The organism is Alsobacter sp. KACC 23698 (assembly GCF_045348435.1).
In the GTDB taxonomy this organism is placed as follows: domain Bacteria; phylum Pseudomonadota; class Alphaproteobacteria; order Rhizobiales; family Beijerinckiaceae; genus Alsobacter.
The window spans coordinates 3,084,016-3,099,271 of sequence record NZ_CP157484.1; the positions used below are offsets into that span (position 1 = coordinate 3,084,016).

Genomic DNA, 15,256 nt, shown 5'->3' on the forward strand with positions numbered 1-15,256 from the left:
CTCCCGCGATGAAAGCTCCGCCCTTCGCCTATCACCGCCCCACGACCCGCGAGGAGCTCGCCGGGCTCCTGGCGTCGCTCGACAACGCCAAGGTGCTGGCCGGCGGGCAGTCGCTCATGCCGATGCTGAATTTGCGGCTGCTGTTCCCCGACCACCTCATCGACATCAACCGCGTCGAGGGCCTGGCCGGCGTGCGGCGAGAGGGCGACGCCGTCGTGATCGGCGCGATGACCCGCCAGAGCGACCTCCTGGCCTCGCCCATCGTGCGGGAGCGCCTGCCCGCGCTGGCCGAGGCGCTCGTCCATGTCGGCCACATGCAGACGCGGTCGCGCGGCACCATCGGGGGCAGCTGCTGCCATCTCGACCCCTCGGCCGAGCAGCCCGCCATGGCGGTGCTGCATGACGCGATTTTCGAGGTCGCCGGCGCCCGCGGCCGCAGGACCGTGCCGGCCGCCGACTGGTGCGCCGGGATGCTGCAATCGGCGCTTGAGGACGACGAATATCTCGAGGCGATCCGTTTCGAGCCCTGGCGGCCCGGCTCCGGCTACGGCTTCGCCGAATATGCCCGCCGCCATGGCGATTTCGCCATCGTGGGCTGCGGCGCGCTCCTCGACACGGATGCGGCGGGGCGCATCGCCCGCGCCGCCGTCGTGATCTTCGGCGTCGAGCCCTCGCCCGTGCGCCTGGCCGCCGCCGAGGCCGCGCTCGTCGGCCAGCCGGCCGAGGCGCTCGATCCGGCTCCCGTGCTGGCCGCCGCGGAGGCCCTCGACGCCATGGACGACATCCACGTCACCGCCGCCTACCGTCGCAGGCTCGCCGTCGCCATGGCGAAGCGCGCGCTGGGCGACGCCGCCCGGCGCCTGACCAAGGACCGGACATGACCCCCGCCGGAACGCGCGACGCGCGCGTGATCGCGCTCACCCTCAATGGCCGTCCCGTGGCGCACGCCGCCGAGCCGCGCCTGCATCTGGGCGACTTCCTGCGCCATGCGGCGGGTCTCACCGGCACGCATATCGGCTGCGAGCACGGGGTCTGCGGCAGCTGCACCGTCATCGTCGATGGCCGCCCGGTGCGCTCCTGCCTCATGCTCGCCGTCCAGGCCGAGGGATGCGTGGTCGAAACCGTCGAGGGCCTCGCCGGAGCCGACGGCGCCCTGTCGCCGCTGCAGCGGGCTTTCTCGGACCACCACGCTCTGCAGTGCGGCTTCTGCACGCCCGGCATGCTGATGACCCTGGAGGCGCTCCTGCGCGAGACGCCCCGCCCCACCGAGGAAGAGATCCGGATCGCCATCTCGGGGAACATCTGCCGCTGCACCGGCTACCAGGGCATCGTCGATGCGGCGCTCGCCGCCGCCGACGCCCGGACCGATGGAAAGGGCGCCGGCCGATGAGCGCGCGCTATTTCGGGGCCGCGGTGGCGCGGCTGGAGGATCCCCGGCTCGTGGCCGGCCAGGGCCGTTTCGTCGACGACCTTCACCCCGCCGGGCTCCTGCACGCCGCCTTCGTGCGCTCCCAGGCCGCGCACGCCCGCATCCTTTCGGTCGACGTCGCCGCGGCGGCGGCCATGCCGGGCGTCGCGGCCGTCTTCGTGATGGGCGATTTCGCCGCCATCGCGGCAGGCCCCATGCCGGCGCTGGCGCCGCATCCGCTGCTGAAGACGCCCCTCACCTATCATCCGCTGGCCGTGGACGAGGTGCGCCATGTCGGCGAGGCGATCGCGATCGTGGTGGCCGAAAGCCGCGGCGTCGCCGAGGACGCCGCCGCGGCCGTCATGGTCGAGATGGAGATGCTCCCCGCCATCGCGGACGCGGTCGCGGCGCTGGAGCCCGGCGCTCCCCTGGCGCATGCCGGCCGCGAGAACAATCTCGCAGCGACCCTGAAGGCGAGCTTCGGCGACCCCGACGGCGTCTTCGCCCGGGCCGACCATGTCGTCACCGAGACCATCGTCACCCACCGCGGCGGCTGCCATTCCATGGAGTGCCGCGGCGTCCTCGCTTTGCCGGACCCGCTGGGCGACGACCTGACCGTCTACACCTCGTCCCAGTCGCCCTTCCTGGTGCGCCGCCTCCTGGCCGCCTATCTGGGCCGGGACGAAAGCGGCGTGCGCGTCGTCGCGCCGGATGTCGGCGGCGGCTTCGGGCCGAAGGCCAACGTCTACCCGGAGGAGTTCGCCACCGCGCTCGCCGCCCTGAAGCTCGGCCGGCCGGTGAAGTGGATCGAGGACCGCCAGGAGCACTTCCTCGCCACCACCCAGCAGCGCGACCAGATCTGGACCGTGGACGTCGCCTTCACGGCCGAGGGCCGGATGCTGGGCCTTCGCGGGCGCGGCGTCCACGACAACGGCGCCTATGCGCCCTACGGGCTGATCCTCGCCGCCAACGCGCTGGGCTGCTTCCCGGGCCCCTATGCGTTCGAGGCGCTCGACGTCTCCCTGGACGTCGTGCTCACCAACATGGTCCCGACCACGCCGGTGCGCGGCGCGTCGCGGCCCACCATCGCCTTCGTGCTGGAGCGCATGGCCGACCGCGTCGCCGCGCATCTCGGGATCCCCCGCGAGGAGGTGCGGCGGCGCAGCTTCGTGCGCGCCGACCAGATGCCCTATGTGACGGGCGGCAAGGCGCGCGACGGCTCGCCCATCTCCTACGATAGCGGCGACTACCGCCGCGCGCTCGACCTCGCGCTGGAGAAGATCGACGCCGCCGGCTTCCCGGCGCGCAGGGAGGAGGCCCGCCGCCGCGGCAGGCTTCTGGGCCTCGGCATGGCGTCCTGCGTGGAGGACACCGGCCTCGGCCCCTTCGAGGGGGCCACCGTGCGGGTCACGCCGGCCGGAAAGGTTGTCATCGCCACGGGCGCGTCGAGCCAGGGCCAGGGACATCGCACCGTGTTCGCCCAGATCGCCGCCGACGCGCTCGGCGTCGACATCGCCGACGTCCTCGTCGAGGCCGCCGACACGGCCCGTTTCCCCCTCGGAATCTCGACCATCGCCAGCCGCATCGCCGTCACGGCGGGGTCCTCCGTCGAGATGGCGGCCCAGAAGGTGCGGGCCAAGGCGATGCGCTTCGCCGCCCACCGGCTGGAGGCCGGCGAGCAGGACCTGGATCTCGTCGACGGCGTCGTGAGCGTGAAGGGCGTGCCCGGCCTCGGGATCGCGCTGGCTGACATCGCCAAGGCGCTGGCCGGCGCGCCGGGCATGGGCATGCCCTATGGGCTGGAGCCGGACCTCGCCGCCACGGCCTATTTCGAATCCGAGGGGCTCACCTTCTCCTACGGGTCGAACGCCTGCGAGGTCGAGATCGACCCAGAGACGGGCGATGTGCGCGTCGTCCGCTACGTCGTGGCGCATGATTGCGGCCGGCTCATCAACCCGCAGATCGTGGACGGCCAGATCATCGGCGGCGTGGTTCACGGCATCGGCAATGCGCTGTTCGAGCGCATGATCCACGACGCCGAGGGCCAGCCCCTCACCACCACCTACGCCGACTACCTGCTTCCGATCGCGACCGAGACGCCGCGCATCGAGATCCACCACATCGAGACGCCCTCGCCGCGCAATCCGCTGGGCGTCAAGGGCGCGGGCGAGGGCGGGACGATCCCGGCCGCCGCCTGCGTGATCTCCGCCGTCGAGAACGCGCTGGGTCCGTCCGCGCCCTTCATGGGCGCCCATCCGATCGCCCCGCAGGACGTGGCGGCTCTGCTCGACAAACGACAATGACGCCCGGCCGGGCAGAGGCCCGGCCGGCGCAGGGAGGGGACCACCATGAACGTCGCGCCGCAACACCCGATCGCATCGGTGCAGTCGGGCCTCCGGCTGGACCGGCTGCCGATCTCCAGCTTCCATCGGCGGATCTTCTGGCTCATCGGGGCCGGAATGTTCTTCGACGGCTACGACCTCTATGTCGGCGCGAGCGTGCTCGGATCGACGGTCGCGAGCGGCTTCTCGACGCTGGCGCAGAACGCCCAGTTCGTGTCGATGACCTTCGTCGGCATGACCATCGGGGCGTTCATCGCCGGCTTCCTGGGCGACGCCTATGGCCGGCGCTTCACCTACCAGACCAACCTGCTGATCTTCGGCGTGGCCTCGCTGGCGGCCGCCTTCGCCCCCAACATGGACTGGCTGATCGCGGCGCGCTTCCTCATGGGGCTCGGGCTCGGCGCGGAGATCGTGGTCGGCTATTCGACGCTCTCGGAGTTCGTGCCTCCGGCCAAGCGGGGCAAATGGCTGTCCTTCATGGCCATGGTGGTCGTCAGCGGCCTGCCGGTGACGACGCTGCTCGGAGCCGTGGTGATCCCGAATCTGGGCTGGCGCCCGATGTTCGCCATCGCGGGCGTCGGCGCCCTGGTGGTCTGGCAGATGCGCAAGTCCATGCCGGAATCGCCGCGCTGGCTGGAGTCGAAGGGCCGCGTCGAGGAGGCCGAGGAGCTGGTCTCGTCCATCGAGCGGGAGTCCGGCGTCGCCGAGCGCCCGATCCTGCCCGCGCCCGCCCCCGCCCGGCAGGCCGCGGCCGGCGACCTCTTCGGCGCCAAGCTCTTCCCCCGCATGGTGGTGGGCTCGGTGGTGCTGATCGTCATCAACACGCTGATCTTCGGCTTCGTGACCTGGCTGCCGACCTTCTTCGTCCAGCAGGGCCTGACGCTCGTGCGCTCCTTCAACTATACGGTGGCGATCTCGCTCGCCGCCCCGATCGGCTGCGCCATGGGGGCGTTCCTGGCCGACCGCCTCGGCCGCAAGCCGACCATCATCGGCGCCTCCGTGGCGGCGATCCTGTTCGGGGCGCTCTACCCCTATGCGCTGGACCCGGTGTTCCTCATCCCGACCGGCTTCGTGCTGCTGCTGGCCATCTATGTGCTGGTGGCGCTGCTCTACGGCGTCTACACGCCCGAGCTGTTCCCCACCGAGGTGCGCCTGCGGGCCAACGGCATCTGCAACATGCTGGGCCGCGGAGCGACCATCGTCTCCCCCTTCATCGTGGTGGCGCTGTTCAAGGGCTACGGGGTGTCGGGCGTGACCACCTTCATGATCGGCCTGCTCGTCATTCAGATCGCCGTGGTGGCGCTCTGGGGCATCGAGCCCGCCCGGCGGGGCCTCGAAGAGGTCGCCTGACGCGGGGACGATCGCCTCTGCGGGCGATCCAGCGCCCTCCTTCGCCGGGGGGCGCTTTCCCATGTGCGAACTCGCGCGATAGTGGTGGTGGACGGGCGAAGGAGTGAATACGCTGCCGCCCGCAGGGATACCCCCGTCGTCTGGACGCCGGGCAAGAAGGAGGACATGACGATGAAGCATTCGACGATCCGGGGCGCGGCGCGCCTGGTCGGGGCGGCCGCGTTCGCGACGCTGCTCGCCGGTTCCGCGCTGGCGGCCACGCCCAAGGACACGCTGGTCGTGGTCTGGGCCTTCGACGACACCATCACCATGGATCCCGCCGAATCCTTCGAAATCTCGGCCGGCGAGTTCATGGGCAATTCCTATGACCGGCTGCTGCGCTACGACGTCAACGATCCCTCCAAGCTCATTCCCGACCTCGCCAAGTCGTGGACGGTCTCGCCCGACGGCAAGACCTTCACGTTCGAGCTACGCGACGGGGCCAAGTTCGCGTCCGGCAATCCGGTCACGTCCGAGGACGTCGCCTTCTCGCTGCAGCGCGCCGTGATCCTCGACAAGACGCCGGCTTTCATCCTCACCCAGTTCGGTCTCACCAAGGACAACGTAAAGGACAAGGTGAAGGCCACAGGCCCGCTCACCGTGACGCTGGAGACCGACAAGTCCTACGCGCCGAGCTTCGTCCTCAACTGCATGACGGCCAACGTCGCCGCCATCCTGGACAAGAAGCTCGTGATGTCGAAGGAGCAGAACGGCGATCTCGGCTACGCCTGGCTGAAGACCAACTACGCCGGCTCCGGCCCGCTCAAGATCCGCGAGTGGCGCGCCAACGAGATCCTCGCGATGGAGCGCAACGACAACTACTACGGCGAGAAGTCCAAGCTGGCGCGCGTGATCTACCGCCACGTCAAGGAGGCGGCCACGCAGCGCCTGCTCCTGGAGAAGGGCGACGCCGACATCGCCCGCAACCTGACGCCGCAGGATCTCGACGCCCTGAAGGCCAACAAGGACATCAAGGAGACCGGCACCCCCAAGGGCACGGTCTACTATATCAGCCTCAACCAGAAGAACCCGAACCTCGCCAAGCCGGAGGTGCGGGAGGCCATGAAATGGCTGGTCGACTATGACGCCATCGGCGACACGCTGATCAAGAACATCGGCATCGTCCACCAGAACTTCCTGCCGGTCGGGTTGCTCGGCGCCTCCACCGAGAAGCCCTTCAAGCTCGACGTCGACAAGGCCAAGGGCCTGCTCGCGAAGGCGGGCCTGCCGAACGGCTTCAAGGTCACGATGGACGTGCGCACCGTCCAGCCGGTGCAGGGCATCGCCGAGGCCGTCCAGCAGACGGCCAAGCGCGCCGGCATCGACATCGAGATCATCCCGGGCGACGGCAAGCAGACGCTGACCAAGTACCGCGCCCGCACGCATGACATGTATATCGGCCAGTGGGGCGCGGATTACTGGGACCCCCACACCAACGCCGACACCTTCGCGCGCAACCCCGACAACTCGGACGACGCCAAGTCCAAGCCGCTGGCCTGGCGCAACGCCTGGGCCATCCCGGAGCTGACCAAGAAGGCCGACGCCGCCGCCCTGGAGCGCGACACCGAGAAGCGCAAGGGCATGTACGAGGAGATGCAGGCCGAGTTCCGGCAGACCAGCCCCTTCGTGCTGATCTACCAGATGAACGAAGTGGCCGGCTACCGGGCCAATGTCGAGAACCTGAAGATCGGCCCGACCTCGGACGCCACCTACATGTTCAAGGTGACGAAGCAGTAAGGCGTCATGACCATCGCGGAACAGACCCGGGGAGGCGGGCGCAGAAGCGCCCGCCTCCTGCGCGGCGCCGATACGGTCGGCCGCTTCCTGCTCGTGATTTTCCTCACCTATCTCGGCCTCCTGGCCGTGACGTTCTTCATCGGCCGCGTCATCCCGATCGACCCCGTGCTGGCCGTGGTGGGAGACCGCGCGCCCGAGCACGTCATCCAGCGCGTGCGGGAGGAGATGGGCCTCAACAAGCCCTTGTGGGAGCAGTTCTTCATCTACTGCCGCAAGGTGCTGCAGGGTGACTTCGGCACCTCGGTGCTGACCTCCAATCCGGTGATGCAGGACATCCGCCGCGCCTTTCCGGCGACCATCGAGCTCGCCACGCTGGGCACCATCATGGGCGCCGGCCTCGGCGTGCCGCTCGGCGTCTGGGCCGCCGTTCGCCGCGGCGGCGTCGCCGACCAGCTCGTGCGCGTGATGGGGCTGGTCGGCTACTCGGTGCCGATCTTCTGGCTCGGCCTCATGGGCCTGCTCGTGTTCTACGCCCGGCTCGGCTGGGTCAGCGGCCCCGGCCGCATCGACGTCGCCTACGAATATTCGCTCACGCCCGTCACCGGCTTCATGCTGCTCGACACCGCCATGGCAGGCGAATGGGAAGCCTTCGGCAACGCCTTCTCGCACCTCATCCTGCCGGCGTCTCTGCTCGGCTATTTCTCGCTCGCCTATATCAGCCGAATGACGCGCTCCTTCATGCTGAACGAGCTGAACCAGGAATACGTCGTCGCGGCCCGCGCTAAGGGGCTCACCGAGACGCGCATCATCTGGCGCCATGCGCTGCGCAACGCGATGGTGCCGCTCGTCACCGTGATCGCGCTTTCCTATGCGGGCCTGCTCGAAGGCTCCGTGCTGACCGAAACCGTGTTCGCTTGGCCGGGCCTCGGCCTCTACATCACCAACTCGCTGCAGAACGCCGACATGAACGCCGTGCTGGGCGGCACCATCGTGGTCGGCTCCATCTTCATCGGCCTCAATTTGCTGTCGGACATCCTCTACCGGCTGCTCGATCCCAGGACCAAAGCACGATGAGCGCCGTCAACGCTCCCGCGCCCGGTGGCTGGCGCGAATGGCTGATGTCGGATCGGCCGCAGTCGCGCCGGCAGGCCGCGCTCGGCCGCGCCTATGGCGGCTGGCGCGCCTTCTCGCGCAACCGGCTGGCCATGCTGGGGCTCGCGATCGTGATCGCGCTGCTGCTGGTGGCGATGTGCGCCAACCAGTTGGCCCCCTACTCGCCTTATATCGGCGACCTCCGGACGACCCGGCTGCTGCCGCCCTCGGCGGCCCACTGGTTCGGCACGGACGACCAGGGCCGCGACATCCTCTCGCGCATCATCCACGGATCGCGGATCACGCTCTTCGTCGTCGTGCTCGTCGCCATCCTGGCCGCGCCAATCGGCCTCGCCGTCGGCACGGTCGCGGGCTATTCGGGCGGCCTGATCGATGCGGCGCTGATGCGCATCACGGACATCTTCCTGGCCTTCCCGCGGCTCATCCTCGCGCTCGCCTTCGTGGCCGCGCTGGGGCCCGGGATCGAGAACGCCGTGATCGCCATCGCGATCACGTCCTGGCCGCCCTACGCCCGCATCGCCCGCGCCGAGACGCTGACCATCCGGCAGGCGGACTACATCGCGGCCGTGCAGCTGATGGGCGCCTCGCCGTGGCGGATCGTGCTGCGCCACATCATGCCGCTGTGCGTCTCCTCCGTAATCGTGCGCGTGACGCTCGACATGGCGGGCATCATCCTCACCGCCGCGGGGCTCGGCTTCCTGGGCCTCGGGGCGCAACCGCCGACGCCCGAATGGGGCGCGATGATCGCCAATGGCCGCCTCTACGTGCTGGACCAGTGGTGGGTCGCCGCCGCCCCGGGCGCGGCCATCTTCGTGGTCAGCCTCGCTTTCAACCTCCTCGGCGACGGCCTGCGCGACGCCCTCGATCCCAAGGGTGTGAAATGAGCGGCCCTCGCGCTCCCGACATGCTGGTCGTCGACGACCTGCGCGTGTCCTTCCCCAACCGCGACGGCGGCATGACCGAGGCCGTGCGCGGCGTCTCCTTCAGGCTGGGCCGCGAGCGGCTCGGCATCGTGGGCGAGTCTGGCTCGGGAAAGTCCCAGACCGGCCGCGCCATCCTGGGCCTCACCGCCCCGGAGGGACGCGTCACCGCCAAGAAGCTCGAATTCGACGGCATCGATCTCCTGAAGAGCTCGAGCCGGCAGCGGCGCAGCCTGCGCGGCGGCCGCATCGCCATGGTGCTGCAGGACCCGAAATTCTCCCTCAACCCGGTGATGAGCATCGGCGACCAGATCGTCGAGACGCTGGACGCCCACGTCAGGGTGTCGCGCAGCGAGGCCCGCGAGCGCGCCATGGAGACGCTGCGCCAGGTGCAGATCGACGATCCCGCCCGCGTGTTCGACCTCTACCCGCACGAGGTCTCCGGCGGCATGGGCCAGCGCGCCATGATCGCCATGATGCTGATCGCCGACCCCGACCTGCTGATCGCCGACGAGCCCACCTCGGCGCTGGACGTCACCGTGCAGCTGCAGGTGCTGGCGATCCTCGACCGGCTGGTCGCCGACAGGGGCATGGGCCTCATCTTCATCTCCCACGACCTCAGGCTGGTCTCCACCTTCTGCGACCGCATCCTGGTGATGTACGCCGGCAAGGTCGTCGAGGAGGTGTCGGCCGGCGGCCTCCATGACGCCCGCCACCCCTACACCCGCGGCCTCGTCAACTGCCTGCCGAGGCTGGGCGAGGACCGGCATCCGCTGCCCACTTTGGACCGCAAGCCGGAGTGGGCGCTGTGACCGCCCGTCCGTCCGCGGCCGGCCTCGCCATCGAGGGCCTGCGCGTCGTCTTCGACGACTTCGTCGCGGTCGACGACGTGTCGCTGCGCGTCGAGCCGGGCCAGAGCTACGGAATCGTCGGCGAGTCCGGGTCCGGCAAGTCGACCATCCTGCGCGCCGTCTGCGGGCTGGCCCCGAAGTCGGCCGGGACCGTGTCGCTCATCGCGCCCCCCGGCGAGCCTGCGGGCGCGTTGCCGGCGCCCGGCTCGCGCGAGTTCCGCAGGCGCGTGCAGATGGTCTTCCAGGACCCCTATGGCTCTCTCCATCCGCGCCAGACGGTCGACCGCATCCTGGCCGAGCCGCTCGCCATCCACGGAATCGGCGAGGCCGAGACTAGGATCGAGCGCGCCCTCGACGAGGTCGGCCTCGGCAAGGGCTTTCGCTTCCGCTATCCGCACCAGCTCTCGGGCGGCCAGCGTCAGCGCGTCGCGATCGCGCGCGCGCTGATTCTGGAGCCGCAGATCCTGCTGCTCGACGAGCCCACCTCGGCGCTGGACGCCTCCGTGCAGGCGGAGGTGCTCAACCTGCTGGAGGAGATGCGCCGCCGCCATGGGCTCACCTTCGTGATGGTCAGCCACGACCTCGCGGTGGTCACCCATATGTGCGAGCGCCTCATGGTGATGCAGCGCGGGCGGCGGGTGGAGGAGCTTTCGTCCGGCGACCTCGCCCATCGCCGCGTGGCGGACCCCTACACCCGGCGCCTGATGCAGGCCTCCGAGGGGTTCAGGCGCGGCGCCGCTCCGCCCGTCGAGCCGGCTTGACACCCGGGCCGCGCTCGCCCTGAATGGCCGCATGGGGACTGCGATCTCCCCACGAGGCGCCAGCCGAAGCATCGCGTCCAGGCCGTCCGATTCCGGCGGCCGCCATCCAGGACGCACGCGCCATGTCTTCCATCAGCTCCATCTCCACCGACAAGCTCGCCCGCCTCATCGGCACGCCCCGCTGCCCGGTCCTCGTCGACGTCCGAACCCCCGAGGACTTCGCCGCGGAACCCTGGCTCATTCCCGGCGCGGTCCGACGGTCCCACGCCGAAACCGCCGACTGGTCCGGCGCGCTCGCCGGCCGGACCGCGGTCGTGATCTGCCAGAAGGGGCTCAAGCTCAGCCACGGCGTCGCCGCGCTGCTGCGGCTCGCCGGCGTCCCGGCCGAATCGCTTGAGGGCGGGACCGACCAGTGGGCCCGCTCGGCCCTGCCCCGGGTGCCGGTCTCCCGCATTCCGCCGCGCGACGCCGGCGGCCGCACGCTCTGGGTGACGCGCGAACGGCCGAAGATCGACCGGATCGCCTGCCCCTGGCTGATCCGGCGCTTCGTCGACCCCGATGCGGCGTTCCTCTTCGTCAAGCCGTCCGAGGTGCTGGGCGTGGCCGACCGGTTCGGCGCGACGCCCTTCGATGTCGAGGGCGTCCATTGGAGCCACCGGGGCGAGGCGTGCACCTTCGACGCCATGGTGGAGGAGTTCGGCCTCGCCACGCCGGCGCTCTCCCGGCTGGCGGCGATCGTGCGGGCCGCCGACACCGCCCGGCTCGACCTCGCGCCCGAGGCGGCCGGCCTCCTCGCCGCATCGCTCGGCCTGTCGCGCATGCACGCCAACGACCTCGCCCAGCTCGACGCCGGCCTGACGCTCTATGACGCGTTCTATCGCTGGTGCCGCGACGCGACCGAGGAAACCCACGATTGGCCCTCCAGAAAGCCGGCGTCTTGACATGACCGACCTCGCCTCGCGAGCCGAGACGCCCCCCGGCGTCCCGGCTCACCCGTCGTTCCGGCAGGCCGCCCGGGTGTGGGCGCGGGTGGCCGCGCTCTCCTTCGGGGGCCCCGCCGGACAGATCGCCGTCATGCACCGCATCCTTGTGGAGGAGCTGCGCTGGATCTCCGAGAACCGGTTCCTGCATGCGCTCAACTACTGCATGCTGCTGCCCGGTCCCGAAGCCCAGCAGCTCGCCACCTATGTGGGCTGGCTGCTGCACGGCGCCCGTGGCGGCGTCCTGGCCGGGGGCCTGTTCATCCTGCCCGGCGTGGTCGCCATCATGGCGCTCAGCATGGTCTACGCCGCCTTCGGCAATGTCGGCGTGGTCACGGCGCTGTTCTTCGGGCTGAAGGCCGCGGTTCTCGCCATCGTCATCCAGGCCGTGATCCGGGTCGCCGGGCGGGCCCTCAAGAACCGCGTGATGCTGGCCATCGCGGCGGCGTCCTTCGTGGCGATCTTCTTCCTGTCCACCCCTTTCCCGGTCATCGTCCTGGGAGCGGGCCTCATCGGCTATGCGGGCGGGCGCGCCGGCCTCCCGCAGTTCGCGGTGGGCGGCGGCCACGGCGCCTCGGGTCCCGCCAAGAATGTGGGGCCGAGCCTGATCGACGACGATACGCCCGGCCTTGCGAGCCCGAGCCGCGCCGGGGCGAGCGCCGCGGCGACCGTGTCGCTGGCGCTCTGGCTGGTTCCCGTCGCGCTCCTGCTGCTGGCGCTGGGTCCCGGTCACGTGTTCAGCCAAATCGCCATTTTCTTCAGCAAGATGGCGATGGTCACCTTCGGCGGGGCCTATGCGGCGCTGGCCTATGTGGCGCAGCAGGCGGTCGAAAAATTCGGCTGGCTGGCGCCGGGCGAGATGCTGGACGGGCTGGGCATGGCCGAGACGACGCCGGGCCCGCTCATCATGGTGCTGCAGTTCGTCGGCTTCCTGGCGGCCTATCGCGACCCCGGCGCCCTGCCCCCGATGCTCGCCGGAGCGCTGGGCGGGCTGCTCGCCACATGGGTGACCTTCGCCCCCTGCTTCCTGTGGATCTTTCTCGGGGCGCCCTTTGTCGAGGTGCTGCGGGGCGACAAGGCGCTCACCGGCGCGCTGTCGGCGATCACCGCCTCGGTGGTCGGGGTCATCCTGAATCTCGCGATATGGTTCGCGATCCACACCGTCTTCCGCCAGACCCGTCCGGTCTCGCTCGGCTGGGGCGCCTTCGAGGCGCCGGTCCTGGCCAGCGTCGACCCCTGGGCGCTGGCCCTGTCGGTCGCGGCGGCGGTCGCGGTGTTTCGCTATAAAGCCGGCATGCTGACGACCCTGGCCGCCTGCTCGGCGGCGGGCGTGGCGCTCTACCTCGCTCGCCTCGCGACGTGACGCTCCGCGCCGATGGCGCGGCTACGGGAAAGCACGATCCGCAATGCGCCCATCTCGCGCGCCGGAGCAGGCCCGGGCATGATCCTGACGTCGCCGACGGGGGCGTAGGCGACGCCAGGAGCGACCGACGGCTCGGGGGCCTTCGGTCGCTCCGATTTCCAGGATCCATGATGAACGTCCAGTACATGGATTGGCTTGACCGACCCGCGGTGGCCGTCGCGGGATCGCGATACGTGCTCGCCGACAAGGGCCTCCCCTGGACCCGCCTCACCCACGCCGCCGCGCTCGACGCCGCGCCCCTGTCCGAGGACGCTTTCCGGGCCCGCTTCAGCGACTGGGACCTGCCGCCGCTGCCGCGACGCGGCGGACCCCGCTTCCAACGGGCAACCGGGCCGGCCTGACGCCGGGACCATGGTCCGCAATTCGTCTGTTCCTCTCAGCCCCAGTATTCGAAGCGCTCCCGCATGTCCGCGCGAACGCTTCAGGGTCATTCCTTCGGTCTGATCTGCCCTGAGGGAACCATCGACCAGCAAATATCGTTTGGACATTGGGAAAACGGCAAGAACTATACAAGAATGTAATCTTATACCGCTCCGCCCCGGAGGACGCATAGATGAGTTTCTCTCGTATTTTCACCACGTTCTCGACGAACGTATCAAAGGCTACCGGGAAGCCCATCACGTTCGTGCTGTGCCTTGTCGCCATCCTGGTTTGGGGAGCGTCAGGCCCCGTCTTTCACTTCTCAGACACGTGGCAGCTCGTCATCAATACGAGCACGACGATCATCACCTTCCTGCAGGTCTTCCTCATCCAGAACACGCAGAACCGCGACGGCGCGGCGCTGCAGGCCAAGCTCGACGAGTTGATCCGGGTCGGGGCCGCCCAGAACCGCTACATCGGCATCGAGCGGCTGACCGAGGAGGAACTCGAGGACCTGCGCAGCCGCTGCGAAACGAGGGCGCGCGCCGACCGGCTGTCGGACGCGGCCGAGGCCGCCAACGAGGCCGAGCGGCGCGTGGCCAAGCGCGCGGCCGCGGCGGCCGAGGAAGCCGTCTCCTAGAGCTTGGGGTCTCGCCCGGTCAGGCCGCCGTCGCGGGCTGGATCGCCAGGCGCCTCTCCACGATGCGCGCCAGCAGGCTCGCACCCACCGGCAGGATCCCGTCGTCCAGCACGAAAGAGGGATTGTGGACCGGCGTGTCGCCGGCGTGCCCGACCCAGCAATAGGCGCCGGGAACGACGCGCAGCATGTCGGCGAAATCCTCGCTGCCCATCATCGGCCGCGCCTCGGTCAGCACGCCGGCGTCGCCGACGATCTCGCGAGCCGCCTCGGCGGCCGCCGCCGCATGCTCCTCATGGTTGACCAGGACGTCGAAGATCGAGCGGATGTCGACGTCGATCTCCACGCCGTAGCTCAGCGCCACGCCGGCCGCGATCTCGCGCGTGCGCTTGCGGACCATCTCGGCCAGCGCCGGCGAGAAGGTCCGGATCGTGCCGGCCAGCGTCGCCTCCTCGGGGATCACGTTATAGGCCGACCCGGCATGGATCTGGGTGATCGACAGCACCGCCGCCTCCAGCGGGTTGGCGTTGCGGCTGACGATCGTCTGCAGCGCGCCGGCCAGCGTGATGGCGGCCACGACCGGATCGTTGCCCATATGCGGCATGGCGCCGTGGCTGCCGCGCCCCTTCACCCTGATGTCGAAGAAATCGGCGCCCGCCATGGCGGGACCGGGAAACACCGAGATCTGGCCCGGGGCGAGATTGGGCGCGTTGTGCAGGCCGTAGATCTCGTCGCAGGGAAAGCGCTCGAACAGACCGTCGGCCAGCATGGCGCGCGCGCCGCCCAGGCCCTCTTCGGCCGGCTGGAAGACGAACACGGCCGTGCCGGGGAAGTCGCGGGTCTCGGCGAGATAGCGCGCCGCACCCAGCAGCATGGTCGTGTGGCCGTCATGACCGCAGCCATGGAAGCGGCCCGGCACGGTGGACCGGAACGGCAGGTTGGTGGTCTCGTCCATCGGCAGCGCGTCCATGTCGGCGCGCAGTCCGATCCGTCGGCCCGGCCCGCCCCGGCCCTGGAGCACGCCCACAACGCCGGTGCGGCCGATCCCGCGATGCACCTCGACGCCCCAGGAGGCGAGCTTCTCGGCGACGACGCCGGACGTCCGGACCTCCTCGAAGCCGATCTCCGGATGGGCGTGCAAGTCGCGGCGGATGGCGGTGAGTTCGTCGGCGAAAGCCTGGATGCGGGGCAAGGCGGGCAAGGCGGACTCCTGCGGGAATCGGAACGACCCGCCGAACGCTATCCGAAAAAGCCGCCCCGCGCCGCCGCCTCGATACAGGGGGGCGCAGCCGGAACCCGAGACGTACGCCCGTCGCCCTTAGCCCGCGAGAAGGC

The 15,256-nt window shown here is 70.1% G+C and carries 14 protein-coding genes; 13 read left to right on the forward strand and 1 reads right to left on the reverse strand.

Going from position 1 to position 15,256, the window contains the following annotated elements:
• The first annotated feature begins 8 nt into the window (after positions 1-8).
• The 13 genes from ABEG18_RS14470 (at position 9) to ABEG18_RS14530 (ending at position 13,924) form a co-directional block, all read left to right on the forward strand.
• The gene (locus ABEG18_RS14470; protein WP_406853756.1) at positions 9-881 is read left to right on the forward strand and encodes an FAD binding domain-containing protein; all 873 of its coding nucleotides are present in this window, start codon (positions 9-11) and stop codon (positions 879-881) included.
• A complete protein-coding gene (locus tag ABEG18_RS14475; RefSeq protein WP_406853757.1) occupies positions 878-1,390 on the forward strand; it encodes a (2Fe-2S)-binding protein in 513 nt (170 codons plus the stop codon). Before ABEG18_RS14470 ends, ABEG18_RS14475 begins: the two co-directional genes overlap by 4 nt.
• Positions 1,387-3,711 carry a molybdopterin cofactor-binding domain-containing protein gene (locus ABEG18_RS14480; protein ID WP_406853758.1) on the forward strand — a complete coding sequence of 775 codons (2,325 nt, stop codon included), beginning with the start codon at positions 1,387-1,389 and terminating at the stop codon, positions 3,709-3,711. Before ABEG18_RS14475 ends, ABEG18_RS14480 begins: the two co-directional genes overlap by 4 nt.
• 45 nt (positions 3,712-3,756) lie before the next feature.
• Entirely contained in the window at positions 3,757-5,100 is a 1,344-nt protein-coding gene (locus ABEG18_RS14485; RefSeq protein ID WP_406853759.1) for an MFS transporter, read from the forward strand.
• 171 nt (positions 5,101-5,271) lie between these two features.
• Complete coding sequence (locus tag ABEG18_RS14490; protein ID WP_406853760.1) at positions 5,272-6,876, forward strand: ABC transporter substrate-binding protein; 1,605 nt, start codon at positions 5,272-5,274, stop codon at positions 6,874-6,876.
• A 6-nt stretch (positions 6,877-6,882) separates the two neighbouring features.
• Entirely contained in the window at positions 6,883-7,950 is a 1,068-nt protein-coding gene (locus tag ABEG18_RS14495) for an ABC transporter permease (RefSeq protein WP_406853761.1), read from the forward strand.
• On the forward strand, positions 7,947-8,873 hold the full coding sequence (gene nikC, locus ABEG18_RS14500) for a nickel transporter permease (protein ID WP_406853762.1): 927 nt from the start codon (positions 7,947-7,949) through the stop codon (positions 8,871-8,873). Before ABEG18_RS14495 ends, nikC begins: the two co-directional genes overlap by 4 nt.
• Positions 8,870-9,721, forward strand: coding sequence for an ABC transporter ATP-binding protein (locus ABEG18_RS14505; protein WP_406853763.1), 852 nt, complete (start codon positions 8,870-8,872; stop codon positions 9,719-9,721). The genes nikC and ABEG18_RS14505 overlap by 4 nt, the downstream gene beginning before the upstream one ends.
• Positions 9,718-10,521, forward strand: coding sequence for an ABC transporter ATP-binding protein (locus tag ABEG18_RS14510; RefSeq protein WP_406853764.1), 804 nt, complete (start codon positions 9,718-9,720; stop codon positions 10,519-10,521). Before ABEG18_RS14505 ends, ABEG18_RS14510 begins: the two co-directional genes overlap by 4 nt.
• Before the next feature lie 122 nt (positions 10,522-10,643).
• Positions 10,644-11,462, forward strand: a complete 819-nt coding sequence (locus ABEG18_RS14515; protein ID WP_406853765.1) for a chromate resistance protein ChrB domain-containing protein — start codon at positions 10,644-10,646, stop codon at positions 11,460-11,462.
• Between the two features lies 1 nt (position 11,463).
• A complete protein-coding gene (gene chrA, locus ABEG18_RS14520; protein ID WP_406853766.1) occupies positions 11,464-12,864 on the forward strand; it encodes a chromate efflux transporter in 1,401 nt (466 codons plus the stop codon).
• A 167-nt stretch (positions 12,865-13,031) separates the two neighbouring features.
• The gene (locus ABEG18_RS14525) at positions 13,032-13,265 is read left to right on the forward strand and encodes a hypothetical protein (RefSeq protein WP_406853767.1); all 234 of its coding nucleotides are present in this window, start codon (positions 13,032-13,034) and stop codon (positions 13,263-13,265) included.
• A gap of 212 nt (positions 13,266-13,477) precedes the next feature.
• Entirely contained in the window at positions 13,478-13,924 is a 447-nt protein-coding gene (locus tag ABEG18_RS14530; protein WP_406853768.1) for a low affinity iron permease family protein, read from the forward strand.
• A 19-nt stretch (positions 13,925-13,943) separates the two neighbouring features.
• Here the strand turns inward: ABEG18_RS14530 and ABEG18_RS14535 are convergent, their stop codons facing one another.
• Positions 13,944-15,122, reverse strand: coding sequence for a M20 aminoacylase family protein (locus ABEG18_RS14535; RefSeq protein WP_406853769.1), 1,179 nt, complete (start codon positions 15,120-15,122; stop codon positions 13,944-13,946).
• Between the last annotated feature and the right edge of the window lie 134 nt (positions 15,123-15,256).

Bases quoted from the DNA above. Each gene is read 5' to 3' on its own strand.
- ABEG18_RS14470 (WP_406853756.1), top strand. From the start codon at position 9: ATGAAAGCTCCGCCCTTCGCCTATCACCGCCCCACGACCCGCGAGGAG.
- ABEG18_RS14475 (WP_406853757.1), top strand. From the start codon at position 878: ATGACCCCCGCCGGAACGCGCGACGCGCGCGTGATCGCGCTCACCCTC.
- ABEG18_RS14480 (WP_406853758.1), top strand. From the start codon at position 1,387: ATGAGCGCGCGCTATTTCGGGGCCGCGGTGGCGCGGCTGGAGGATCCC.
- ABEG18_RS14485 (WP_406853759.1), top strand. From the start codon at position 3,757: ATGAACGTCGCGCCGCAACACCCGATCGCATCGGTGCAGTCGGGCCTC.
- ABEG18_RS14490 (WP_406853760.1), top strand. From the start codon at position 5,272: ATGAAGCATTCGACGATCCGGGGCGCGGCGCGCCTGGTCGGGGCGGCC.
- ABEG18_RS14495 (WP_406853761.1), top strand. From the start codon at position 6,883: ATGACCATCGCGGAACAGACCCGGGGAGGCGGGCGCAGAAGCGCCCGC.
- nikC (WP_406853762.1), top strand. From the start codon at position 7,947: ATGAGCGCCGTCAACGCTCCCGCGCCCGGTGGCTGGCGCGAATGGCTG.
- ABEG18_RS14505 (WP_406853763.1), top strand. From the start codon at position 8,870: ATGAGCGGCCCTCGCGCTCCCGACATGCTGGTCGTCGACGACCTGCGC.
- ABEG18_RS14515 (WP_406853765.1), top strand. From the start codon at position 10,644: ATGTCTTCCATCAGCTCCATCTCCACCGACAAGCTCGCCCGCCTCATC.
- chrA (WP_406853766.1), top strand. From the start codon at position 11,464: ATGACCGACCTCGCCTCGCGAGCCGAGACGCCCCCCGGCGTCCCGGCT.
- ABEG18_RS14525 (WP_406853767.1), top strand. From the start codon at position 13,032: ATGATGAACGTCCAGTACATGGATTGGCTTGACCGACCCGCGGTGGCC.
- ABEG18_RS14530 (WP_406853768.1), top strand. From the start codon at position 13,478: ATGAGTTTCTCTCGTATTTTCACCACGTTCTCGACGAACGTATCAAAG.